Source organism: Chitinophaga filiformis, from assembly GCF_021646545.1.
Lineage (GTDB): Bacteria > Bacteroidota > Bacteroidia > Chitinophagales > Chitinophagaceae > Chitinophaga > Chitinophaga filiformis_A.
Genome location: NZ_JAKIRP010000008.1, coordinates 149,156 through 172,663 on the forward strand (window position 1 = coordinate 149,156; position 23,508 = coordinate 172,663).

Consider the following 23,508-nt stretch of genomic DNA (forward strand, 5'->3'; position numbering starts at 1 on the left):
TTAAAAAGTTAGTATCGTATCATTTGCGTCAATCAGCAGAAGTTGCAACCGAACCTCTGGTACAAGCGGTGCACATACCGCATAACAACGTGCTGCCAGTTCCCGGTAAAAAGGTTCCTGTTCACTGAACGGGAACAGTTCTGTTAGTCGCCGGGCCATGTTCAGTTCCAGTATCGGCTCACATTGCTCTTTGCTATAACCGCAATCCCTGGCCAGTGAATAGATGAACTGTTTGTCCCAGGTCGACTTCCCGCTATGCGTGTCCAGTTCGCCCTGGGCCAGTTTGGCCGCTTTACCCAGCATGATGCCCATGGTCACCTTTTGCAGGGGCACTGTACGGATCTTTGCGAGCGTTTCCCCGATCCAGTTACCGTACTGGATGAAAGCAAACTCCGGCAGGTGTGGAAAGCGCTTTCGCAGGAGGTTCTCTGAACGACCGCCGGAATTGATGACAATCTCCCTGCAGTCGTTAGCCAGGGCCACATCAATGCCCTGCGTGATGCTGGCAATGTAAGCGGAGGAACTGAAGGGTCTTACAATGCCGGTGGTACCCAGTATGGAAATGCCCTCTAAAATGCCAATACGGCTGTTTAAAGTCTTTTTAGCTATACTGACTCCATCCACCACGAAAACCTCGATATTTACCCCCTTATTGAGCGAATAACGGTGTGTCAGGAAATGGACTGCATCCGTCATCATTTTCCGGGGTACCGGATTAATTGCCGGTTCTCCCACCGCAATCGCCAGGCCCGGAAGCGTGACAATCCCAACGCCTTCTCCGCGGAGGAACTTTACGTCCAGTGTATCGTTGAAAGACACCGTACAGCCGATAGTGGCACCGTTAGTTACATCCGGATCATCGCCGGCATCCTTTACCGTGGTGCAGGTGGCGCGCTTATGATTGAAAGAACAATCGCTGATCCGGAACCTCACTTTTTCTCCCAATGGCAGCGTGATCTCTATGTCGTGCACCGGTTCCTGTGTAATGAGCGACAACAGCGCTGCCTTGGTACAGGCAGTAGCACAGGCGCCTGTGGTATACCCTTGTCGCAGGGGACCTTCCGGTACCGGCTGCAGGCTCATGACAATACCCTGTTGAGCCCTGCCATGAGCGATGTTTCATCACTGACAGGTATGAACGTGTCCGGCAGGGCAGGACGTTCAATGATCAGGATGGGTATATTACTTTGCAGGGCTGCCTGTATCTTGGTAGCCAGGAAACCCGATTCCCCGCTTTCTTTAGTTAATACGCAGCCGATACCGTACTGCCGGATGATGGCCAGTTCCTGTTGCAGGTCATCCCCGGGCATTTCCTGTATCAGGTTTTCCCTGGGAAAGCCTGCCTGTTCTGCCAGTGCCAGGGAGCTCTCTCTTGGCAGGATGCGGAAGATGGTATCATGCTGTTTCCAGTAGTTGGCCAATGGTGCAATGGTCTGCACACCCGTTAATGCCAGCAGTCGATTCACCGGACGCTGTTCCAGCCACGCCATTGCTTCTACATAAGAAGCACAGTATTTCACAAGCGGATGTTGCGTCCGCTCCGGATAATTGCGTTCAAAACGAAGTACGGGAAGGGACAAGGCTGCTGCGCATTCATATATGGTAGCATGCAGCAGTGTGGCAAACGGGTGACTGGCATGAACGATCGCCCTGACAGTATGCGCTTCACAGAATGCCTGTAACTGTGCTGCTGTCAGTGCGCCATGCCGGTATTGACCATAAACCCCCGGCCGAAAGTCAATATTGGTTTTGGTGGAATAGTAATAGGAACATGCCGCCTTTTCCAGGATGCCTGCCACTTTTTTACCTTCTGTTGTTCCGCCAAAGACTAAGATCATTTAGTTTGCTTTTATCGCTTTCCCTGTTCTGAAAGTATGCTTCCAGGCAGGATTGTATAAATGTGAACGGTTCTTTCTGGCGCCAATGGCTACACCTACAATCACCAGTGTGGTCAGCGTCAGTTTATGATCGCGTACGATCTGTGCCAGGTCTTTCAGCTGACCGGTATAGATCTCTTCGTCTTTCCAGCTTACCCGGTATAACACCGCCACAGGCGTTTCCGGATCATAGTGCTCCAGCAGCTGCTCCTGTACCGACCTGGCGATGGTGGCACTCAGGAAAATGCACATGGTGGCCTTATGTTTGGCCATCTCATTCAGTTGCTCATGTTCGGGCAGCGGCGTTTTACCTGCGCCACGTGTAAGGATGATGGTCTGCACCACCTCCGGAATAGTGAACTCCGATTTGAGACTGGCGGCTGCTGCCTGGAAAGAAGAGATACCCGGCACAATGAAGTAGTCCATGTCTTTCTCGTCGAAGATGGTCATCTGTTCCTGTATTGCGCCGTAAATACTTGGGTCGCCCGATTGCAGCCTGACGATCAGATGTCCTTTTGCATAATGCTCTTCCATTAAGCTGATCTGCTCTTCCAGGGTCATACTGGCGGAGTTCCTCACCATCGCTTCCTTTTTTGCATAGTGCGTGATCTCTTCCGGGATGAGGCTACCGGCATATAAGATCAGATCGGCTTCTTCCACTAATTGCTTGCCTTTGAGGCTGATCAGCTCCGCATCTCCGGGTCCGGCGCCCACGATGGCAATCACTGCTTTCCTGGTAACCTGGCGGTCGGGGGCAATAGCGATCGTATGTTTTTTACCTGAACTAACCGTGATCTTTTGTTTTTCCAGCAACAGCGCTTTATTACCAGAGAGCAACATGGCAGATGCTTCAGATACGCTATGCACGCCTAGTTTTGATAGTACGACTTCCGACGGATTAAGCACAACCTGTGTATTCAGTTCGTCTGCTGTGTAAGTAACAAAGGGAACCTGCAGTTTCTTCGCTAATGCAATGAAGGCGGTTTCATCATGTTTTACATCAATGGAACCAATGGCCCTGACAGACTCGATCGCCAGTCCTTGTTGTGCTAACTGCTGATATACAGAATTCTCCAGCAGGTCTGGTTCTATATCGCGGGAGCAGCCCATTCCTATATTCAATACCGGTGGATGGAAGTACAACACGGGTATTGTTACCGGATACTTTCTGTAAGTCACCGCTATCAGCAGGGCATACTTTGACAGATCTGCCTGATCAAGATCGTAGTAGACATCCACAAAGGCCGGCAGTGTCTTTTGAAGATGTACCGTGCCCCTGTCTTTGATGTCGAGCAGTAGCGCTGTCGGTTGGTTATTGACGAATAAGGAAATAATACTGTTCATGTCCTGGCTGGCGGCTGGCTTCCAGCTAAACTGCTCTGCCAGTGTATCGAGCGACCAGATATCCTGCAGGTCACTGCTGGTAGTAATTACTGCCTGGGCGCCAATAGCGGCGGCCAGTTTGCGGGTGATGTCATTGCCGCCGCCGATATGCCCTGATACTACCGACTGTACAAACAGACCTCTGTCGTCCATATTGATAACGGCAGGATCTTGTTTTTTATCCTGTAAATAAGGGGCAATACTTCTCACGCAGATGCCCAGCGCCCCGATAAATATCAAGGTATCGAAGCTGTTGAAATTGGCTTCCAGGAAGGTGGCTATACTATCTATATGTGTTGCCTGCTCATGATGACGGGTACTGACCAGCAGGGACTTTGGGAACTCCGTCCCGATCCTGTTGCCTAGTGCAACGCCACTGTCAGTGCTGGCTATAATGACTGTCTTACTCATGTTATCTTTTTTCTGCCGTTAGTATGGTGATGGGATTGTGATCATCCACCCGTATCACCATCGGTTCAAATAATCTGTAATCCAATGTTTGCGTAGTCTTAATAAACTGATCTTTGCTCTCTTCCTTTACCGCATTCAGCACTATTCTGCCGCGGGAGGGTAGGATGGTATCCAGTTTCCGCAGCAACGCTTCCAACCTGCCTCCATGTCCGCCGATAAACACAGCATCAGGAACAGGGTGCAGGTGAAGGTTTGTCTCAAAGAAATCGCCCATTACCTTTGTAATACCCGGAGTAGAATGCCTGCGCATATTTCTGTCTAACAGCTCTTCGCATTCTGGCCTTTGTTCAAAGGCAACAATTCGCAGGTGTGGATATGATCTTCTTGCTTCGATAGACACCGACCCGGTACAGAAGCCTATGTCCCAGAGTACATGACCTTCTGCAAGGTCAAGACAGGAAAGACTTGTGAGGCGGACTGGCATTTTAGTGATCATATTCGGCCGGTTCTCCAGTCCATCAAAAAGATGATCTGCAATGCCGTGAGAGAATGCCTGTCTGGATGTTCTTATTAATATCACACAGTTCAGCGGATGGGCGGTATGGTTGACAGCCCCATTCAATTCGAAGACGGTAGAACGGTGATGAAGACCGCCGAGATCTTCACCCACTATCATCCTGTAATTGGTGAAATTGTATGCCAGCATACGTTGTGCGATGGCTGCCGGTGTTTTCTGCTGGTCTGTCAGCACGCCGAGTATCGGCGCCTGTGTGATCAGTGCATTATCCAACTCATCCCAGGCCCGGCCGTGCACGGATACATTCACCAGACTGGCGTAAGAGAGATTGTTTGCATGACAAAGCAGCTGTATGCTGTTGAAATAAGGATACACCTTCATCTCAGCTGTCGGGTCAAACTTTTGTATAGTACCAGCAAATCCGTAGAACAGCGGATCGCCTGAAGCAAATACCACTACCGGTCCCTTGTGATCGCGGAATTGTTCAAAGAGAACAGGCATATTGCCTTGTATATCGATCCATTGGTGATGTGCGGGAAGGTATTTTTTCACCAGTTCATAATGCCGCTTACCACCGGAGAACACGCTGTGCGATGGTAACAATTGCCTGACGGCATCCGGCAGGATGTAGTCAGGTTCATTTGATATGCCGATCACAATATATTCCACTACTTATTTATCATTGATGGTGAAAGCTGCATTGATAATACTGGCCGCCACATTGCTACCACCCTTACGTCCTTGTATGATAACATAAGGCACGTTTTTTATGGCCTGTAATTTCAGTTTAGACTCTATGACATTCACAAAGCCGACAGGCGCTCCCACAATACCTGCAGGCCTGAACCTGTTGTCCTGCAGCTGGTCGCAGAGTTCAAACAGGGCGGTAGGGGCGTTCCCCACTACAAACAGGGCTTCCGGATGTTTCTCTATCGCGATGCGCATGCCTGCCTGACTACGGGTCAGTCCTTCTTTTTCTGCCAATGGCAGTACTGCCTCATCATTCAGATAACAGTATACGCTGGCATTATATTTCTGCAGAAATTCTTTTGTAATACCAGATTGCACCATAGTCACATCAGTGACGATGGTACCGCCTTTCTTCAGGTAGTTGTGCCATTGTGCAATGGCGTTGCCGTTAGAAAGATAGAGGTCTTCATATTCAAAGTCGGCCGTAGTATGGATACAGCGCATAATAGCCCACTTGTCAGCATCGCTCACGTCCACCCGTTTTAGCTGGGAAGCTATCTGCCGGAAGCTTTCATCCTGTATCTCCTGGCCGCTCTGTGGTTTTCTGGCCATATATCCGCGTGGCGTAACGAGGAAGTTTTTGAACTGGTAGGTTTGTGAGTTGCCGATCATCACGAGGGAGAACATGTCTACATCTTCGATGCGAAGGTCTGCCAGTGTGGTAATGGTAATCTCCTCCTCTGGTCTTGTTACCTGCCGGATGATGGCGACTGGGGTACCTGGTTCCCGGTGTAGCAGGAATAGTTCTTTAAAGCGGGCCAGTTGCCAGAAGCGTTTTTTGCTCCGCGGATTATAAAGCGACGTGACAAAGTCGCTCGTAGCTGCTGCCAGTATCCTCTTTTCGATAAGCGGCCAGGGCGTCATCAGGTCGGAGAGGGAGATGCAGCAGAAGTCATGTCCCAGCGGAGCACCCAGTTTGCCCGCAGCGGCAATGAATGCACTGATGCCCGGAATGGTCTGCAATTCAATCTCTTTGTCGCTGCGTGTGCTGGCATACTCATAAACAAGGGAGGCCATCGCGTAGATACCGGCATCACCTGAGCTGATCACCACCACATGTTTACCGGCTTCACAGCGGTCCACCGCCAGCACGGCACGGGCTTCTTCCTCCGTCAGGTCTTTCCCGATGCATTCACACTCCGGTTTTAAGAGGTGTGCGGCGAACTGGAAGTAATAACTGTACCCGATCACAATATCAGCAGTCGCCAATACCTGCTGGGCTACGGGTAGTATATAATCTTTACCGCCGGGTCCTATGCCAACTACGCTTAGCTTCATATCCTTTTTAAAATGAGTAAAGAAAAATAGGGGATCTCCCTTTCTTCCAAATCGTTTATATCTGTTGTAATGTATTGCTGTGCTGTTCCCAATCGTTCACAATACACCATGTGCAGGCTTGTGTGCTGGATAAGCATACGGATCTCGTGCAGCACGCTACGTACTTTGATCAGCACTACCGTTTCAAACTCTTCCAGGTAGCGGGAGAGGGTATCGCGGTCTTTCATCCTCGGGAGGATAGCGATCTTCTCATTGAGAATAGCCAGGGAGGACTGATGTTCGGCGGCGCCCAGTATAAAGGAAGGCACGCCGGCAATGATCTCCAGGTCCAGTTGGTGTGCATGGATGTGTTTCAGGAGATAAGCAAATGTGCTGTAGAAGGAAATATCTCCTTCACTGACAAAGGCGACCCTGAGACCGTTATGATAGTCTGCCAGCAGTTGCTGAAATGTAGCAGCGTAGGTTTGTTCGGCCGACTCGCGGTTGTCAGACATATGCAAGAACATGCCCTGCAGTTTGCTTTCTTCCAGCTGATAGTGTTGCAGTATCTGTAACGAATAACTGGAACTTGTCCCATCAGGCAACAGCGACCCCGGATAATAGATCTTATCCGCCTGTTGCAGTATCTGCAGACCCTTTACAGTGATCAGCAGCGGATCGCCGGGCCCTAATGAAACGCCATATATCTTTCCTTGTTTATGCATGTATCAGATGCCGAGGATCTTTTTTACTTTCTTAAACACTGTTTTTTTATCTCCGATCTTATCCTCTTCTTCGAAGAGGATGCCCTTCACGGCCAGGTGGTGGCCCACTTGCGGACTGCCAACTTCTTCCTCACAGCCAATGATCTGTGTACGGTATTTACACAGCTGGCAGTTCATATTGGGATGGCCTTCCTCCACTTCACGGATGCGCTCATCAATGGTTTGCAGCAGCAGTTCGTCACATCCGAAGGCAGCAGTGGCGATGATCTCTTTATGAGACACTGCCCTGAATTCATCCAGTTGCGTATAGATCTTTTTGAGTAACACGCCGGTGAAGAGAAACACCGGCAATGCCACAATTCTTTTATATGGCAGATGGTCGATGACAGGTAACAGGTCTTTCAACAGTGGTTGCGTTACGCCGATGAAGGCGGTGGTAGCGAAACCAAAGCTTAGTCCTTCTCCCAGCATGCGGGTAAGCTTCGCTACATCAGAATTAGCATCGGGATCCGAAGTGCCCCGGCCTACCAGCAGCAGACAGGCGTCTTTCCTGTCGAGTGCTGGCGCTGTGGCTTCCGCTTGTTGTATGAGTTGCTTTGCCAGCTGCAGCATGGGCGGCGTGATACCGATATGTCTGCCCAGCCGGATTTTCAGGTCTTTATACTGGCTTTGCAGTGTATTCATTTCGTAGGGCATATCATTCTTGGCATGGCCACCGGCAAAGAGGATCGCAGGTACCGCAATGATCTCTCTTACACCCGCCAGGTACATACGCTCTACAGCGGCTGCGTATACCGGGTGGGCGAATTCCAGGAAGCCATAATCCACCATCCTGTTTGGATAGCGTCTTTGCATTGCTGCCACCAAAGCCTTAAAGCCTTCAACCCCTTCAGGGTCGCGGCTACCATGACCACATATTAATATCCCTTTCATGATATGACTTTATAATAGTCCGAGCGGATCCGGATATTTGAATGAATAGTTCAGCCGTTGTTTGATCTTCTCAGAATTAATGATCTTAAAATGCGGATCTGTCGTCAGGGCAAAAGTGGGCGGTTCCAAACCTGCTTTTGCTGCGGCCAGTGTATAGAAATCCCTCCGTGTCGGATGCTCATCTGCACAGGCGTTGAAGATCTCTCCCCATGCCTGTTGCTGTATGATCCCGGTGATGAGTGCAATACAATCGTCCTGGTGGATGACATTGATAGGTGCATCGCCATTCTCTACATTCTTTTTACCGGCCAGGAATCGTCCTGGCAGACGGTCATAGCCTACCAGTCCCGCAAATCTGACAACGGTAGTGATCAGGTGTGGGTTTGTCCGGAACATCTTCTCCACTGCCACTAATGCCTTGCCGCTGTCTTTTGAAGGCGGCGTGTTTTCCAGTTCCGTGACTTCCTGGTTGAGATCAGGGTACACAGAAGTGGAGCTGATAAAGAGGATATGCTTTGCAGGGCTTTTGAGCACCTGTTCGAGCAACAGTTTCATCTGCGCCTGATGATAGAACAGGATATCTTCCCGGCGGGAAGGAGGAATGTTGATAATGAGAATCTCACTTTCCAGGAATCCTGCCAGGTCATTACTGGTAATACTTGTATCAGTGATCTCCACCTGGTAGGGCGTGATCCCTTTTTTCGTCAGCTCTTCAAACCTGTCCTGCTGGGTAACGGAACCTTTAACGGTGTATCCTTCCTGTACCAGGTGTGCTGCCAGGGGCAGTCCCAGCCAGCCACAACCAAGAATGCTGATCGTATTTTCCAGTGTTTGTTTCTTCATAGTCAATTGTCCTTATCGAGGGTCAGTGTTTTCAAATACCGCTTCGCTTTTGGCGTACCTGTGTCGCAGGTACAGCTCTGCGTATAACGATATAATGATACTGATAAAAACCAGACCGACAATATTATTCTGGAAATCATCGAGTTCCAGCGCCGGCTGCATGGCGCTTGCAATTTTATAGAGCGGAATGGCAAAACACATGATAGTGATCAGCACATTCAATTTAAAACGATGACGCCGGATCTTTTTCTGATCGAATGTTTTCAGCAGCTTGCTCAGCAGGAGGGAGTCACAGGTACCTGTGACGATCAGTCCTAATGAAAATACCACGCCGCCCAGTATGGCATATACCCATTGATTGGAGACGGAAACCGCATACCCGAAGGCGGCGATCTGGGAAGAGGTATCAAAGATGAAACCGAAGATGATGCCTGTCAGGATCACTGTGAAGGGATTTAGACTATTGCTGAACGATTTTGGCAACAGCTTTTTCCTGAACCCGCTCAGTTGTCCGCTCTCTTTACGGGTGAGGGAGATCAGGTTCGAGATGCCCATAAAGAGCAGCATCACAGAAGAGAGCCATTCCACGACGATATCCAGCATGGCCGGCATTTCAAAATTATTCTTCAGGATACAAAGGAACAGCGCTATAGCGGTGACCATGATACCGTGTCCGAAGGTGAACAAGGTACCTACCCAGCGGGTCCAGATACTTTTGTTCAGGTGCAGGCGGTACGTATAACCGTCGATGACAGTAATATGATCAGGGTCCAGTCCATGTCGTAAGCCTAATACCGACAGGACAATGAACCCGGTGAGGTCCTGTTGTAGAAAGTCCATTATTCGTTCGGTTGTCCGCTAAGAATGAGTGGTTTGGAATCTATCAGTTCAGTTGCAGGAAAATGTACATGTTCTTCCAGGAGAACATTCTGCATGAGGTGCTGTGTAACGATGTCGCGGGTGGTGTCCGGCGTAACGCCTTTATACCAGAGTCCTTCGGGATGCATGAAGATCATTGGTCCCCAGGTGCACTGCCCCAGGCATTTGGTACGTACGGTGTGAATTTCGTCGTTGAGGTCGTTCTCGGTAAGATGTGCTCTTAACTGGTTGGTGTTTTCGTCGGCGCCGCTTTTGCTGCAGGTGCCGCCATTGCAAATGAAAAGGATCTTCTGAACTTTAGTCAGGTCTTTGATCGCCATACTGTTGCCTACATTTAATTTAATACATTAATTACCCGTTAATGATTAAACAAAGCTTCAGGGGGGAAATAGCGAGGTGGGGCAATGCGTATCACATGACATGACGCTTGCTTTTCCTGTGCTTTCTTCCCGAAGCGTTGGATAAACATGGTTGTTGGCAGGTCTTCTGACTTGTTCCACTCTTAACGCCTTCCCGTCCTTGTTTGGACTTAGACAGTGGCATAGGTTAAGAGCCGGTTTGGAACTTACAGCAGCGGGAACTGTTTTGGAATCACACCAAATTCCCTTTTAATTTCAGCCGGTATTAGCGGTTGAAAACCAAAAACTGGCGTGAAGGTAGGGAATTATTTGTTGTTTTCCACGAATTGTGATGATATGACGGTGAGGGAGGATGTTATTTGGGTCGGAAACCACTTCGGGGAAGGAGTGACCAAGCGCAGATACCCTGGATGCAAAAACATATAAAAAAAAACGGGATCGTCAAGACCCCGTTTTTTTTATATGTTAGAGACGGTCGCGGGTTATTACGCACCTACAGCCTTTTCCAGGTCCTTATTTCTCTCTGCTGCTACGGTAGAACTCTTAGGTTCAAACGCCTTCTTAAGCGATAAAAATCTTGACTCAACTAAACGGTATGACAAATAAGCGGTAATAAAAGTAAGAACGCTGGAAATTGCATATAAAGCAATTGTTGCGCTTAATGGAGATAGTGTGCGCAAGATATTCTTCAGGATCAGGACTACAAATAGCAATACAATGCTATGATACATGTAAATACCAAAGGATAGATTTCCAAGGAAATTGAGTATCTTATTATTTGTAGTGAGAATTGTTTTCGGGTTTGACGAGGTGTTGAGGATCAGCCAAAGGAAAAGCGCGTTTGTAGCAAGAAAAGAGTAAAAATGGCCGAATATTGCACTATAGGCAACACCTATCCAGGTCGTATTTTCCTGGGTCAAATAGTTGTGACAGGTAAGTCTCACAGCGATCAACGATAAAAACAGGATCTGACATCCCCGATTGAAGATCTTCATGTTCATCATCCGTTCGCGGAAATGATAGAATAACCAGGCTCCGAGTCCACCCACACTCATCGCTTCAAACTTTAATGTAAATAAAAACTTAGTCAGTACTGTTGGAGGGTTAACCGCGGAATACGCATAGAATATTCCTCTTAATACAATAATCGTAGCAAATATAGCAATGGCGTATTTTTTGAAATATTTCACCAGAGGCGCCCAAAAAAAGTAAAATTGTTCTTCAACGCCAATTGACCACAAGGGGGTAAGATAACCGACCTCCCAGATGCTCGTAACGAGATTAGGCAGAAAAAGAGTAAAAAGTAAGCCAGCCGTAGTTAAAGGAAATGTAGGTGTATATCCGTGATTCACTATTTTAATCGCAGCAGGGATCAATAGCAGACCGATGATTAGTACAAGATAGTAAAGCGGCCATATCCTCAACACGCGCCTCATATAAAAGTTTCTGACATTAATCGTACCTGAGTTAGCTTCTTCTTCCAGCAACAAATAGGTGATCAGAAAACCGCTCAATACAAAGAAAAATTCCACGGCACTAGCTCCGGATGAGAAAAGAGTATAATTGGCCAGATTAAATAGGGAGAACCCTGACCGGTTTGATTCAGCATGTTGCATCAACACCAGAAAGGCCGCAAAAAAACGTAATCCATTAAGACCCTTAAAATAAACCTTTGACTGCTGCATAAGTTCCCGAAAATTATGTGATGCACCCAATAACAGATTGACAAGAACTGGAGTGCCGCGTATTGTTTTATAAATTGTTTATTGTTAATGAGTTATGGGAAGGATCGTTTGAATTAAAGTCTTGAAACAGATTGTTTTCAGATATTATTCCTACAATTTCCGTCTATATCTAACTAATTTTGAAGTGCAAATATACTTTTTATTAATTTTTATAAGAGCAGGTACCTCATCTTTTTATGATACCCAAACGGGGGGACAAGTAGAGCATCCTTACACAGGGCAGCTTGATTACATCCGTTTGTTCCGATATTGTTATCAGAGAAACAGCGCGCATAACTCACACAAGGGCATGATCGGGCAAAAGATACAACGCATATACGGTGCGTAGCAGGAACCTTTCTTTGTAATAAAGTGAGTTATTGATGTGATGTAACGTGCATCCCACTAATGTGTTATGTATTTTATCGCATCATTTTATCACCTTTGCAACCAGTTGAAATTAGATGTTGCCCAGTACCCATTTCATAGGTGTCCTATACTTTGTTCGAGCATATTCATAATTGTCAATTTAGATCTTAGTGTGTAGCCAGTGAAGAATTGTTATAAGTCGCTTATGACAATCCTGCAAGGTCATGTTAATGATTGTCGTAAAACGTCAGATTGTAAGACCAGGACGACGGTTTTGCAAAGCCGCTGTTTTGCCTGCGAGGTATGTCGCAGGAGTTGATACATGTAACTCTTAGGAACAATATTTTAAAAAGTAAATCTCGATACCAATGAAATCAGTTTTGAAGAATGCCATCATGTTAGGGTTTGCAGTAAGCTTATCTTTCTCTGCAACTGCCCAGAGTTATATTGAAAATGATATTACAAGCGCACAGACAGCCAATTTCTGGATAACCGGATCCGGCAAATTGGGCAATGGTCTTATTTTGACAAAAAACGGTACCGACGCACCACTTCTGGGCATCCAGTTATTAAATACAGCAGAAACGCGGGGGGCAAATATACAATTAACCGGAGGAACGAATCCAGGGCTTGCAACGTGGATACACGATGGTACCAGCTGGGTTGAACGAATGAGGATAACGGCCACCGGTTTAATAGGTATTAATGCACAAGCTCCGGGAAAGCGATTGGATATTGCTGATACATCTTCCATTATTTACCGTCCAACCGGTACGGCAGCATTGCCATACGGAGGTATTGTGCAGATTAATAATAATTCTCCTGTGGACAGCTCCGGCTCACACTTTTTAATGACAGCGGTGAATGCGAGTGGCTATAGAAATGCAGCTTATATCGGTATTATGGCTAACAAAGGAGCCACACCGGCACCGGATATGGTTTTCGGTCAGCGCACATCAGGGTTTGGGTGGACTGAGGCAATGAGAATCAAAGGAAATGGCAGTGTTGCTATTGGAACTACTGAAGTAGCAGATTATAAGCTGGCAGTAAAAGGCGCTATTGGAGCTACCAGAGTAAAGGTTACTTTGACTGGTTGGGCTGATTTTGTTTTTGAGCCTGATTATCGGTTGCCTTCTTTAACGGATCTGGAAACTTATATTAAGAAGAATAAACATCTGCCAGATGTGCCTTCTGCGAGTGAGGTAGCAAAAGAGGGATTGGACCTGGGAGAGATGAATAAGATTTTGTTGCAGAAGATTGAAGAGTTGACGTTGCATGTGATAGAAATGCAGAAGGAGATTGATCAACTGAAGAAGCATGGAGCGCCGGAGGCGAAATAGTACATACCGGTAATGCCGTTCATTCGCTTCCGAGTTAATGGAGGCTTATCATCAGGCATAATTTACATTCTAATATAAACTCAATACCATGAATAAGGTTCTTTTAAGCTTGACAGCATTGTTATTATCATCTGTTTACGTAAACGCGCAAACAGACACTTTTTCCACTATACAATTTCCCAATAACGTATACACAAATACTATCACTACCGGCTTGTATTCCGGAAACAACAGGTCAGGCTTTATTTACCAGTCCAATGGCGCTATAAACTACGGATTGTTTGGTGCCAAGGCCGTTGGGTTTAAGTTCCGTTGGTTAGCACATGACAATGGAAGTATTGATTATACTACAGATACCGACCAGGTCATGTACCTGGATGCTAACGGTAACCTGAATATGAAAGGCACGCTGACGACGGGCGGAAATGTAGGTATTGGTACCGCTCCCACATCCGATAAAGTAACTATCGATATGGGTGCAACCAGGGGAATTATAAATTTACTCAGCGATGGGGATGCTGCTGCTTATTCAGACTTGAGGTTCAATGTAAAAACAGCAACAGGAATAGCATCCGGTAAGCCAATGTCCTGGGTAACTTCTTTGAGGAAGGATGGCTACTTCAGTAATGATCTGACCGGGCCAACGCTTGAGTTTTATGCGTTGAGAAGCGTCGTGGGAGGATATTACGCTCCGCTGCTTTTCAAGGCAAACGGAGATGTGATACTAGCTGGTGCACGTAATGCTACTAATGGTAATGTGGGGATTGGCACTACTGATACCAAAGGGTATAAGCTGGCAGTTAACGGAGATGCGATGTTTACAAGGATACAGGTAAAAGCGTATGCTAACTGGCCGGATTATGTTTTTGGCGAGAGCTACAAGCTGATGCCATTGCAGGAACTGGAGGCGTATGTGAAGGAAAATAATCACTTGCCGGAGGTGCCTTCAGCGAAAGAGGTGGAGAGAGAGGGGATAGATGTAGCAGAGATGAATAAGATATTATTGAAGAAGATTGAGGAACTGACCTTGCATGTGATAGAGTTGGAGAAGAAAATAACCATTCTCGAAAAGAAGGATACTAAGTAAAATATTTAGGATTTGTAGACTTAAGATATGGAACGAAAGATTTATTTGTTTGGCCTGATAGCTGCTATTTGCATATGTGGCTCGGTCAGACTATCGGCACAGGAGTGCTATTTTACTTCGTACACGGCAGGCGGGTTGGTAGGCTATAATGCATTTCCCTTCACGCCGCCTACATATTTCGACTGGAGTTATGGACAATTAGAAAAGGAGGTGATTTACAATGCAGATAACGATTCTGTAAAGGTGACGGTGAACGAGTACAACACTTCTTTAGACAACTACTATAATAGTACTCAGAGATTGCTGAATTTTACGTCGATAGCCTTGACTCCTGTTGTTTATGAATATAGAGCTAATCCCTCCGCATTGATCAAATCTTGGGACCAGGTAGTTCAGCCAATATACTATGCTTCAAAAACGTTCACTCCCGGTGCTGGTAGAAAGGACCTTGTGAAGACTACGACTACGGAATACAGCAATGGTCAAGGCATGGTGTCTGATGTGAGCTACGCATATGATACGGCATTCAATGTCAAGACAGTTACCAGTTTGAATAGCAGGGGTGAGAAAATAGAGAGGGTTTCTTATTATCCCTACGAGTACAGTAACACAGTTGGCACAGCAATGAAGCTGCAGAATATGTATAGCCCTGAGATTTCGGTTGAAAATTGGAAAACAAAAGGCAGTACAAAATATCTCGCCGGCGGATATGTCAATCAGTATGCGCAGTTGTCTTCAGGCTTGAGAAGCACAGGAATAGCTGCATTTAACAGTGCTGACATTGTTCCTTCAACAGCTGTTGCCGCTTTCAATCCTGCTTTGTTTAACAGGGACACTACTTTATTTAAGAAACTTATTTCGTTCAGCCAGTATACATCAAAAGGGCTGCTTAGTGAACAAAGTAAGGTAAATGATCTTCCACAGGCTTATATATATGGTTATAACGGTAATTATGTTATTGCCGAAGTAAAGAACGCGGCTGCAAGCGAGATCGCATATAGCGGATTCGATGAAGATGGCAAAGGAAACTGGTCTTATAGCGGAGCCCCATTAACAGATGCAGCTGCGCTGTCTGGCGGGAAGGTATACAATCTTACTGCAGGAGCGATTTCGAAGAGCGGTCTGTTTTCCGGTAAATCCTATAAAGTGTCTTATTGGAGTAAGACAGCTGCAGCGAATGTAAACGGAACCACGGCCTTAAAAGGTGCTACCAGGAATGGGTGGACTTATTTTGAGCACGTCATACCTGCAGGTGCTACAACGGTTACTGTGCAGGGAGGTGTGATTATCGATGATTTACGTTTGTATCCATCTTCTGCGCTGATGAGCACTTTCGCCTATCAACCTTTATATGGTATTACCGTAATGTGCGATCAGAATAACCAGATCATGTATTATCAATATGATGATTTCGGCAGACTAAAGGTTGTTAAGGACATAGATGGTAAGGTATTAAAACAGTTTGACTACAAGTTCCAGGCATCAATTACAAAATAGTATCAAATCCCTATATGAAATTTATGCGACATTTAATAGTTGCTGTGGCTTTTTGCGTTGGGATGACGTACCCCAATATTTCTTCAGCCCAAAACAAACCGGGAGGAACGCGCAGTACAGCTACGGCAGTGGCTGTTCCCTCGGCATATACTAATACGTCTGTTAACTATGTCAGGAGCTGGGAACCTGATATGCCATTGACGGATACAAACGCTGTTGTATCTGCGACCAGGAAAGTGAGGGAGGTGAAACAGACGACGCAGTACTTCGACGGTCTTGGACGCCCTGTACAAACGGTTTCTAAGGGAACCAGTAGTGGCGGAAAAGACCTGGTGGCACCGGTTGTATATGATGCATTTGGAAGAGAACTGTACAAGTATCTTCCCTATGTACAGCAATCCGGCAACTTTAGCGATGGGAAGTTTAAGACAGACCCTTTTAACTCACAGAAAGCATTTTATCAAAATGGGGTGCTAAATCCGGGCGTTGTGGGCGAGAATATCTACTATGGTCAGCAGCAATTTGAGCCATCCCCACTTAACAGGCCCCTTAAGGCTTACTCAGCAGGTAATAGCTGGGCCAGCCGTCCGGTGGAAATGCGCTACCTGGTTAATTCGGTTGCTGACTCGGTGAGATTATGGAATATAGGAAACGGAATTCCGACCAGTACGGGTAACTATGCCGCCGGGCAGTTACAAAAGAACGTGACAGTAGACGAGCAAGGCAGCCAGGTGGTTGAATTTAAGGATAAAGAGGGACAGGTCGTATTGAAAAAGGTACAGATAGCGGCGGCTCCTGGCACAGGGCATATCGGCTGGTTATGTACTTATTACGTCTACGACGATTTGGGAAATCTTCGGTTTGTTATACCGCCTTTGGCTGTGGATGCTATTAAGGGCTCATGGACAATAAGTACAGCTATTGCCGATGAGTTGTGTTTCCAATACCAGTACGATGGAAGGCGACGCATGGTGGTGAAAAAGGTGCCCGGCGCCGGTAGAGTCTTTATGGTATATGATGTTCGCGACAGGCTTGTGTTTACGCAGGACTCTATTCAGCGGACTAAATCTACTATGGAATGGCTGGTGACGTTTTATGATGAGTTGAACCGCCCAACCATGACGGCTATTTATCAAGGAACTGCGACGCGGGACACTTTACAGGCAAGGTTGAACAGGGCTGTAGCTTCTCAATCTATTTCTTACGTGGCTCCGGCGAAGGCAGACCTGGCGTTGTACAGCCATGATGGAAGTCCGCTATATACCGCTACCAACAGCATTACAATGCTGGAAGGATTTGATTCAGGTACTGGCGGTGAAACAGAAGCGATCGTTGATCCAGCCACCGCAGGTGATACGACGGTGATTACTGCTACGAATCCATTACCTGGTATACCTGCATCTGCCTTAACGCCGCTGACATATACTTTTTACGATAATTATAATTACTCCGGGAAGTTAGCCTTTATTGGTACCGATACAGGGAAATTGTTGGCAGCTGATACGTTATATCCTGAGAAACTGCCGGTAAGCAATATGACGGGAGGGCTGGTGACAGGTGGTAAAGTGAGGGTATTGGGAACCAACAAGTGGTTGACAACGACTACATATTACAATGATAAAGGCCGTGTTGTTCAGGTGATAAGTGAAAATAACCTGGGCGGTAAAGATGTATTGAGCACCTTGTATAATTTCAAGGGAGCCGTTCTGGCGACTTACCTTCGCCATCAGAATCCCAGGAGCGTCACGCCGCAAAGCACGTTACTGACAACTATGACTTATGATCATGGTGGCAGGTTACTTACTGTGCGGAAGCGGTTGAATGATGATGTAAGTCAGGAGAAGTTGATTGCAGCTAACAGTTATGATGAACTAGGGCAATTGAGACTAAAACGGCTGGGTATGACAACCTCCGGAAGTGTGATTGATAGTTTAAACTATACTTATAATATTCGCGGCTGGTTGCAGGGCATTAACAAGAACTTTGTAAACAGCGGAAGTGCCACATCCAATTGGTTTGGTCAGGAATTGAGCTATGACTATGGATTTGATTCCAGTCAGTATAATGGCAATATCTCTGGCGTTAAGTGGAAGACACGGGCGGACAGTGCCTGGGCTTATGGTTATAACTACGATAAGGCTAATCGTTTGACCGGGGCATATTTTACGCAGAAGAATGGTGGTAGCTGGGCACAGGATAAAAAGGACTTCACAGTTAGCAATTTGACCTATGACGCTAATGGAAATATCAAATCCATGTGGCAGAAGGGCATGATAGGAACAAAGATCGATACCATCGACCGATTAAGTTATACCTATTTGACTAATAGCAACAAGCTTGCAGCGGTAGCTGATCCTAATCCAGCCAAGACAGCATCTGCAAAACTGGGAGATTTTATTGATGGCACGAATGCAGGTAATGACTATTTCTATGATGGAAATGGTAATATGGTGGCAGACTCTAATAAGCACATAAGTGCTATTGTGTATAATCATCTGAACCTTCCGTCTGTAATTACGATTGCGGGAAAAGGGACCATTACTTATCAGTATGATGCTACCGGGAATAAGCTGAGCAAGACCGTACTCGATAATACTGGCAACCCTTCCAAAACAACTGTGACTGACTACGGAGGACCATTTGTATATAAGCAAGACAGCCTTGAGTTGATTAGTCATGAAGAGGGGCGTATTCGCCCGGTTTATAAAACGGGAGTTCCTGTTACCTATGCCTACGATTACTTTGAAAAAGACCATTTGGGCAATGTGAGAACAGTTTTAACTGATCAGACTGATTTTACGATGTATGCAGCTACGATGGAAACCGAAGTGGCAGCCCAGGAAGTGGCGTTATTCAGTAATGTGGAAGAAACCCGTACGGAAAAGCCATCGGGATATCCTGAGGATCAAACTACTGACAAGAACAAGTTTGTTGCAAAGTTGAATGCGAAGGCAGGAGGGAAGAAGATCGGTCCCTCACTTGTGCTGCGGGTGATGGCTGGGGATACGGTTCAAATCAAGGCAAAAGCATTTTATAAGTCCCAGGGACCAACCGATAATAATGGCAAAGCTCCCGTAGAGGATATGATTGCTGGCTTGGTACAGGCGTTTGGTGGTTCTACAGGCGAAAATGGATCACATGCGTCCCAAGTGGCTTCCAACAATACACCCTTTAACGCGGATTTCTATAATAATAATTATCAACGTTTAAAGGAGAAGAATAATGATAATGGACGATCAGACCGCCCCAAAGCCTATTTGAACTTTGTTTTATTCGATGATGATTTTAAATTAGTGGAGGATAATAGTGGGGTGAGGCAAGTGAAGGAGAGTCCGGATGAGCTGCAGGAGTTAGGGGTTGAGAAAATGGCGGTAGAAGAAAGCGGATTTTTGTATGTTTATACGAGTAATGAGAGTCAGCAGGATGTGTTCTTTGATAACGTAGTATTGGCGGTAAATAGTGGGCCGTTGCTGGAGGAGACGCATTATTATCCGTATGGGTTGACGATGGCGGGGATATCTACAAATGCGTTGAAGGGTGCGAATTATCCTGAGAATAGATTGAAATACAATGGTAAGGAGTTGCAAAGTGGTGAATTCAAAGATGGCAGCGGTTTAGAGTGGTATAACTATGGAGCGAGGATGTATAATCCTCAACTTGGAATGTGGCATTCTCTGGACCCTGTGGCAGATGTAGGGGCTGGAATTAGCCCATATCATTACTGTTTTAATAATCCTGTGAAATTTATTGACCCGTTGGGTATGTGGCCAGATAATCCCGCGTATGTGGAAAAAGAGGAAGATGAGAAGACTTCTCAAGAGCTTGTGTATTGGAATAGAAGACATGACAATGGAAGCAGAATGGACCAGCGCTATGATAATGACCTCAACCGCCCTCAGGATTTGAAGGGTTGGGTAACACCAAAAGGAGGTAAGGCTCCGGTTTGGGATCCAAAGATAAATTCGAAGGCAGAGGCAGATGCCGCTGGTGTGGGCTGGGTTGGACAACAGGCTATCCATGCGGGTAGTGATGGAAATACATACTACTATGCGGCCGATGGTAACGTGTATAATGCAGTAGGGCTAAGCACTGTAGTTGTTACTAATCCAAAATCATCCGGAGAATACGGTCCCTGGGTGCCGAGTGCGATGGGTTTTCAAGTTGGTGGAGGCGTGAATATTGGTGGTATGAGTTACTCGCTTACTGCAGGTCTATTTGCAGATAATCATGGTTTTGCGCCTTATTTGTCTTTTGGATATGGTGCAGGTGGTCCTCGTACGCGTGGGTCTTTTAATGTGGGCTTGAATGCATCGGTTTTTGCTTCTGAGTATACTGGACAGCACAGAAATGGTCGACCAAATCCGTATGATTTTGGAGCTTATTCATTTACATCTTCAGCTAATGCCTTAGGGACAAGTTTGTTCTACTCTCAGAGTGGAGTCAAAAACACTGCGGGAGGTCTTGATTATTCAGATGGATATAACACTGTTGGCATTGGGATTTCAACGCCCGGGGTTGGATTTGGTCAGGAAATTGGCTATACGTATATGTACTATTTTCAAATTCAATGATATGAGTAGATTTATTTTGATTTTTGCAATATTTGCGATAACCGCTGGCTGTAACGATTGTCGATATTATGCTAAAGAGTTTAAGAAAAGGCAATTTATAATTATTGTGCAAAAAAAATATATCCACGATTACAAGCAGACGGCCTTTGAAGGGCTTGACCTCGATGGAAAGAAGGCTCTTCTCGATGAGGTGGGATTTTGGAACTTATATGATATGGTGGAAGTTGGAGATACATTAAGGAAAGAATTAGGGACAGCAGATATCAAGGTATTTAGAAAAGACACCAGTTTGGTTTGTCATTGGGAATGTAGTAGCGGCCCCGTGGAGTAGTAAATTAGGCCAGATGTCGGAGGCGCTCCATTGAACGTGCTAAATTAACAATAGGGCTCTGGGCGCTGTCGCAAGGTGATTGCACTCAGAGCCCCTGTCGTGCATTATTTGAAATAAAAAGCGGGAAGGCAACCGCATTTTCCAACGTTGCCAGGTTTTACATCCGTTTACAATGATTGGAATATTTTTACTAACATGTTTGTTGGGCATAACGCCTGAAAATCGGCAGAATCAACATGGATATCAGCAGGATGTCCGTCGTATGTTGATAGACTGGAATAAGGCAACTTTGAAATCACTTACCAATCAATATCAGTCGGCCAGTGATGAAAAGAAAAGAGCAAGGTATGCCCAGCGTTTGGCTGAATTTCAAAGCAATAATGAATGTAAATCCAGGCAGTTAATAGATACTGCATCTGTGAGATATAAGTTCCTGGCAATGTTTTTATCAAAGAAAAAGAATAGAGAGGTCTTTATTGTTGAGGCAAACCGTATGGGAGCAACAGCCATTATTCGAAATTATGTGGTTTGGGGACTGGATAATGGAGGGGTCAAAGTGGACTATTATTTCTTCTCAAATGAAAATGAATGGCTTAAAGAAGATTTTACAATGACTATTCCGAAAGCTGATATTTCGCTTCCTTTAAGCAGCTATCTGGTAAAATCTTCTGAGGGAGTTAATTATGATGATGTCATCATCAGTCATTTTGCTGCGAGTGATACCGGTAAAGTAACATCAGAATTTTTCTCTTTGGGAACTCTAAGCCGTAAGTGTGCGGTAAAAGGTATGTAAGAAGGAATTCTTGTTCCCATCCAAAAAGACGTGATCACCGGATGTCGCCCTGGTTGAGCCAATCTGCTAATCAGCATTTGAACCGTGGTTTGTTATAACTCCGGACTCTTTGTAAGAGCAATCATTCGAATCACATGAAGCGTTCAAGGAAGCGCTAACTAGAGCAAATATCAATAGGGGCAACTTTAAGAATCCTGATTTTTAAAGGAATGTAAGGCGTTGAATCAAATTCAATTAAAATGGTAGATTACTTAACGTATTATCTATACAAGACTTATACAAAGTCTTTCGACCCATTTGGTCGTTCTGTAAGAGTGCTTACGGCGGTCGCCCTTATACTGGTAATTCCGACAGTAATGGTCTGCTGTGTTAGACTGTTGAAGGGGCTCTATTATATTGCACTGATTCCTTTTATGGTACTTTTTGTTATTAACATTCCGAAGCTGATTAAACCACATTTTATAAAAAGGGTGACTAAGATTCAAGGGCAATTCTCGAATTGTACCAAAACTCAGGATTTAATTGGGCAGGTTGTTGTCAATATTTTGATGCTACTACTGATTGTTATTGGAAGTTGTAGTTTGATGCTGGGGCGGTTTATAGTTTAGATTTGAGTAAGATCGTATAGGCACAAACAACTGTTTGTTAGTATGCAAGTAAAAGCCCCAATTTTTCAGGTGTTTATCTGGTTTAATATGAAAGAAGAAATATTTATTGATTTACTAGCCTTTGTATACAAGCAATCAAGGGCTTTTGATATTCCGATTACCATGGAAACTTCCATAGAAGGTGATCTTGGTATAACAGGAGATGACGGCGAAGATTTTATAATTCAATTTAGCAATAGGTACAGTATTGATATTAGCAACTTCTATTTTACGAAATATTTCCATCCAGAACCATCTATATCATCTATGCCCAGCGAAATTAAGATATTAACAGTAGGTCAACTTATGAAAGCGATAGAGGCGCAGCGATTAGATGATAACGTAATTAATGGATAATTTGATCCGGTCACTTAAGTTGCAGGGGCTGTCAGATACAGCCTGGCTACAAGTACCACAATTTTCCCTAATATTGAGTCCCAATTCCCTTACCTATGCCTAAAAAAAGAACACTTAAAATCTCTATCATTTCTTCATTACTAGCCATTTGCATCGCTGCCGCATCCTGGTGGCTATACCTCACTTACACCTACGTCGAGTTTGCGCCGCTTGCCTTTGACAAACAAAAAGGGTATGTACCTTCGCAGACCGCAAACGGATTCTATAAAAATCTCGGCATTGTACTGAAATCTCAACATATTGACCACAAGCTGAATATTTTAGACCATCCATTAATCCCGCTCAGGATAGCAAACGATAAAGCGCTGATGTGTGATCTGACGGCAAAAGCACAGGATGTTGTTTGGATGTATAAGCACATGGACGAAAAGCTTCCTTCATTTCTCTGTGAGGGGAAAAATTATCAGGGATTTGTATTCCACAAGGAAGCAGCCTATGGCCATACAGTAGACTATGGAGACATTGTCGATATTGAGCTTGGTTGTAAAGATATAGAACTGGCAGAACGGATCATGCAGGTACACGTTGAGCAGGTCATGAAACTTCGCAAAGTCTATTCGGATGTTGACCTGTCCTTGTATTACCGCCAGTATTTCGGATACCAGCGAGATAATGGAGACAGAATTGTTTACGTTGACCTCGTGCGCAAAGATATACCAACGGTATCAGGACTGTTGAATGGTATAATTCGCATTGAGCAGGGACACAAAGCCAATCTGATTTCAAAAGTAAATTTGACCCAAAGAAATGTGGAGACATTTGAAGCGACGTTGATAGATTACGATGAACGGTAGAAAA

19 protein-coding genes and 1 riboswitch are annotated in these 23,508 nt (G+C 45.5%); of the genes, 8 read left to right on the forward strand and 11 right to left on the reverse strand.

Annotated features, from left to right (window positions below):
* From L3C95_RS19830 to L3C95_RS19880, 11 genes are all read right to left on the reverse strand, one after another.
* Positions 1-1,083: a cobalt-precorrin-5B (C(1))-methyltransferase gene (locus tag L3C95_RS19830; protein WP_236390302.1), complete on the reverse strand. Its 1,083-nt coding sequence runs from the start codon at positions 1,081-1,083 to the stop codon at positions 1-3.
* Positions 1,080-1,838, reverse strand: coding sequence for a precorrin-6A/cobalt-precorrin-6A reductase (locus tag L3C95_RS19835; RefSeq protein WP_236390303.1), 759 nt, complete (start codon positions 1,836-1,838; stop codon positions 1,080-1,082). The genes L3C95_RS19830 and L3C95_RS19835 overlap by 4 nt, the downstream gene beginning before the upstream one ends.
* On the reverse strand, positions 1,839-3,671 hold the full coding sequence (gene cobM / locus L3C95_RS19840) for a precorrin-4 C(11)-methyltransferase (RefSeq protein WP_236390304.1): 1,833 nt from the start codon (positions 3,669-3,671) through the stop codon (positions 1,839-1,841).
* 1 nt (position 3,672) lies between these two features.
* Entirely contained in the window at positions 3,673-4,845 is a 1,173-nt protein-coding gene (cbiE, locus tag L3C95_RS35135; protein ID WP_236390305.1) for a precorrin-6y C5,15-methyltransferase (decarboxylating) subunit CbiE, read from the reverse strand.
* Positions 4,846-4,860: 15 nt separating this feature from the next.
* Entirely contained in the window at positions 4,861-6,216 is a 1,356-nt protein-coding gene (gene cobJ, locus L3C95_RS19850; protein WP_236390306.1) for a precorrin-3B C(17)-methyltransferase, read from the reverse strand.
* Positions 6,213-6,920: a precorrin-2 C(20)-methyltransferase gene (gene cobI / locus L3C95_RS19855; protein WP_236390307.1), complete on the reverse strand. Its 708-nt coding sequence runs from the start codon at positions 6,918-6,920 to the stop codon at positions 6,213-6,215. The genes cobJ and cobI overlap by 4 nt, the downstream gene beginning before the upstream one ends.
* Before the next feature lie 3 nt (positions 6,921-6,923).
* Positions 6,924-7,853, reverse strand: coding sequence for a sirohydrochlorin chelatase (locus L3C95_RS19860; RefSeq protein ID WP_236390308.1), 930 nt, complete (start codon positions 7,851-7,853; stop codon positions 6,924-6,926).
* 9 nt (positions 7,854-7,862) lie between these two features.
* Positions 7,863-8,696 carry an SDR family oxidoreductase gene (locus tag L3C95_RS19865; RefSeq protein ID WP_236390309.1) on the reverse strand — a complete coding sequence of 278 codons (834 nt, stop codon included), beginning with the start codon at positions 8,694-8,696 and terminating at the stop codon, positions 7,863-7,865.
* A 12-nt stretch (positions 8,697-8,708) separates the two neighbouring features.
* Entirely contained in the window at positions 8,709-9,536 is an 828-nt protein-coding gene (locus tag L3C95_RS19870; protein WP_236390311.1) for an NAD+ synthetase, read from the reverse strand.
* Complete coding sequence (locus L3C95_RS19875; RefSeq protein WP_236390312.1) at positions 9,536-9,895, reverse strand: (2Fe-2S) ferredoxin domain-containing protein; 360 nt, start codon at positions 9,893-9,895, stop codon at positions 9,536-9,538. Before L3C95_RS19875 ends, L3C95_RS19870 begins: the two co-directional genes overlap by 1 nt.
* Before the next feature lie 138 nt (positions 9,896-10,033).
* A riboswitch (cobalamin riboswitch) is annotated at positions 10,034-10,233 on the reverse strand.
* A gap of 186 nt (positions 10,234-10,419) precedes the next feature.
* A complete protein-coding gene (locus L3C95_RS19880; protein WP_236390313.1) occupies positions 10,420-11,619 on the reverse strand; it encodes an acyltransferase family protein in 1,200 nt (399 codons plus the stop codon).
* A gap of 776 nt (positions 11,620-12,395) precedes the next feature.
* Here L3C95_RS19880 and L3C95_RS19885 point away from each other — a divergent pair.
* The 8 genes from L3C95_RS19885 to L3C95_RS19920 all read left to right on the forward strand — a co-directional run bounded on the left by L3C95_RS19885 (position 12,396) and on the right by L3C95_RS19920 (position 23,504).
* Positions 12,396-13,367 (forward strand): hypothetical protein, encoded by a 972-nt coding sequence (locus L3C95_RS19885; protein ID WP_236390314.1) that lies wholly within the window; start codon positions 12,396-12,398, stop codon positions 13,365-13,367.
* An 88-nt stretch (positions 13,368-13,455) separates the two neighbouring features.
* On the forward strand, positions 13,456-14,454 hold the full coding sequence (locus tag L3C95_RS19890) for a hypothetical protein (protein WP_236390315.1): 999 nt from the start codon (positions 13,456-13,458) through the stop codon (positions 14,452-14,454).
* A 27-nt stretch (positions 14,455-14,481) separates the two neighbouring features.
* Positions 14,482-15,951 carry a hypothetical protein gene (locus L3C95_RS19895; protein WP_236390316.1) on the forward strand — a complete coding sequence of 490 codons (1,470 nt, stop codon included), beginning with the start codon at positions 14,482-14,484 and terminating at the stop codon, positions 15,949-15,951.
* A 23-nt stretch (positions 15,952-15,974) separates the two neighbouring features.
* Positions 15,975-20,522: a DUF6443 domain-containing protein gene (locus tag L3C95_RS19900; protein WP_236390317.1), complete on the forward strand. Its 4,548-nt coding sequence runs from the start codon at positions 15,975-15,977 to the stop codon at positions 20,520-20,522.
* A gap of 1 nt (position 20,523) precedes the next feature.
* Complete coding sequence (locus L3C95_RS19905; RefSeq protein WP_236390319.1) at positions 20,524-20,853, forward strand: hypothetical protein; 330 nt, start codon at positions 20,524-20,526, stop codon at positions 20,851-20,853.
* A gap of 172 nt (positions 20,854-21,025) precedes the next feature.
* On the forward strand, positions 21,026-21,646 hold the full coding sequence (locus L3C95_RS19910) for a hypothetical protein (RefSeq protein ID WP_236390320.1): 621 nt from the start codon (positions 21,026-21,028) through the stop codon (positions 21,644-21,646).
* 650 nt (positions 21,647-22,296) lie between these two features.
* Positions 22,297-22,650 (forward strand): DUF1493 family protein, encoded by a 354-nt coding sequence (locus L3C95_RS19915; RefSeq protein WP_236390321.1) that lies wholly within the window; start codon positions 22,297-22,299, stop codon positions 22,648-22,650.
* A gap of 95 nt (positions 22,651-22,745) precedes the next feature.
* The gene (locus L3C95_RS19920; RefSeq protein ID WP_236390322.1) at positions 22,746-23,504 is read left to right on the forward strand and encodes a hypothetical protein; all 759 of its coding nucleotides are present in this window, start codon (positions 22,746-22,748) and stop codon (positions 23,502-23,504) included.
* Positions 23,505-23,508: the final 4 nt, after the last annotated feature.

Excerpts from the sequence above, each read along its gene's own strand:
- cobI (WP_236390307.1), bottom strand. The coding sequence starts at position 6,920 with ATGCATAAACAAGGAAAGATATATGGCGTTTCATTAGGGCCCGGCGAT.
- cobJ (WP_236390306.1), bottom strand. The coding sequence starts at position 6,216 with ATGAAGCTAAGCGTAGTTGGCATAGGACCCGGCGGTAAAGATTATATA.
- L3C95_RS19900 (WP_236390317.1), top strand. The coding sequence starts at position 15,975 with ATGCGACATTTAATAGTTGCTGTGGCTTTTTGCGTTGGGATGACGTAC.
- L3C95_RS19830 (WP_236390302.1), bottom strand. The coding sequence starts at position 1,083 with ATGAGCCTGCAGCCGGTACCGGAAGGTCCCCTGCGACAAGGGTATACC.
- L3C95_RS19885 (WP_236390314.1), top strand. The coding sequence starts at position 12,396 with ATGAAATCAGTTTTGAAGAATGCCATCATGTTAGGGTTTGCAGTAAGC.
- L3C95_RS19905 (WP_236390319.1), top strand. The coding sequence starts at position 20,524 with ATGAGTAGATTTATTTTGATTTTTGCAATATTTGCGATAACCGCTGGC.
- L3C95_RS19865 (WP_236390309.1), bottom strand. The coding sequence starts at position 8,696 with ATGAAGAAACAAACACTGGAAAATACGATCAGCATTCTTGGTTGTGGC.
- L3C95_RS19920 (WP_236390322.1), top strand. The coding sequence starts at position 22,746 with ATGCCTAAAAAAAGAACACTTAAAATCTCTATCATTTCTTCATTACTA.
- L3C95_RS19915 (WP_236390321.1), top strand. The coding sequence starts at position 22,297 with ATGCAAGTAAAAGCCCCAATTTTTCAGGTGTTTATCTGGTTTAATATG.
- L3C95_RS19890 (WP_236390315.1), top strand. The coding sequence starts at position 13,456 with ATGAATAAGGTTCTTTTAAGCTTGACAGCATTGTTATTATCATCTGTT.
- L3C95_RS19870 (WP_236390311.1), bottom strand. The coding sequence starts at position 9,536 with ATGGACTTTCTACAACAGGACCTCACCGGGTTCATTGTCCTGTCGGTA.
- L3C95_RS19895 (WP_236390316.1), top strand. The coding sequence starts at position 14,482 with ATGGAACGAAAGATTTATTTGTTTGGCCTGATAGCTGCTATTTGCATA.
- L3C95_RS19860 (WP_236390308.1), bottom strand. The coding sequence starts at position 7,853 with ATGAAAGGGATATTAATATGTGGTCATGGTAGCCGCGACCCTGAAGGG.
- cobM (WP_236390304.1), bottom strand. The coding sequence starts at position 3,671 with ATGAGTAAGACAGTCATTATAGCCAGCACTGACAGTGGCGTTGCACTA.
- L3C95_RS19910 (WP_236390320.1), top strand. The coding sequence starts at position 21,026 with ATGATTGGAATATTTTTACTAACATGTTTGTTGGGCATAACGCCTGAA.
- L3C95_RS19875 (WP_236390312.1), bottom strand. The coding sequence starts at position 9,895 with ATGGCGATCAAAGACCTGACTAAAGTTCAGAAGATCCTTTTCATTTGC.
- L3C95_RS19835 (WP_236390303.1), bottom strand. The coding sequence starts at position 1,838 with ATGATCTTAGTCTTTGGCGGAACAACAGAAGGTAAAAAAGTGGCAGGC.
- L3C95_RS19880 (WP_236390313.1), bottom strand. The coding sequence starts at position 11,619 with ATGCAGCAGTCAAAGGTTTATTTTAAGGGTCTTAATGGATTACGTTTT.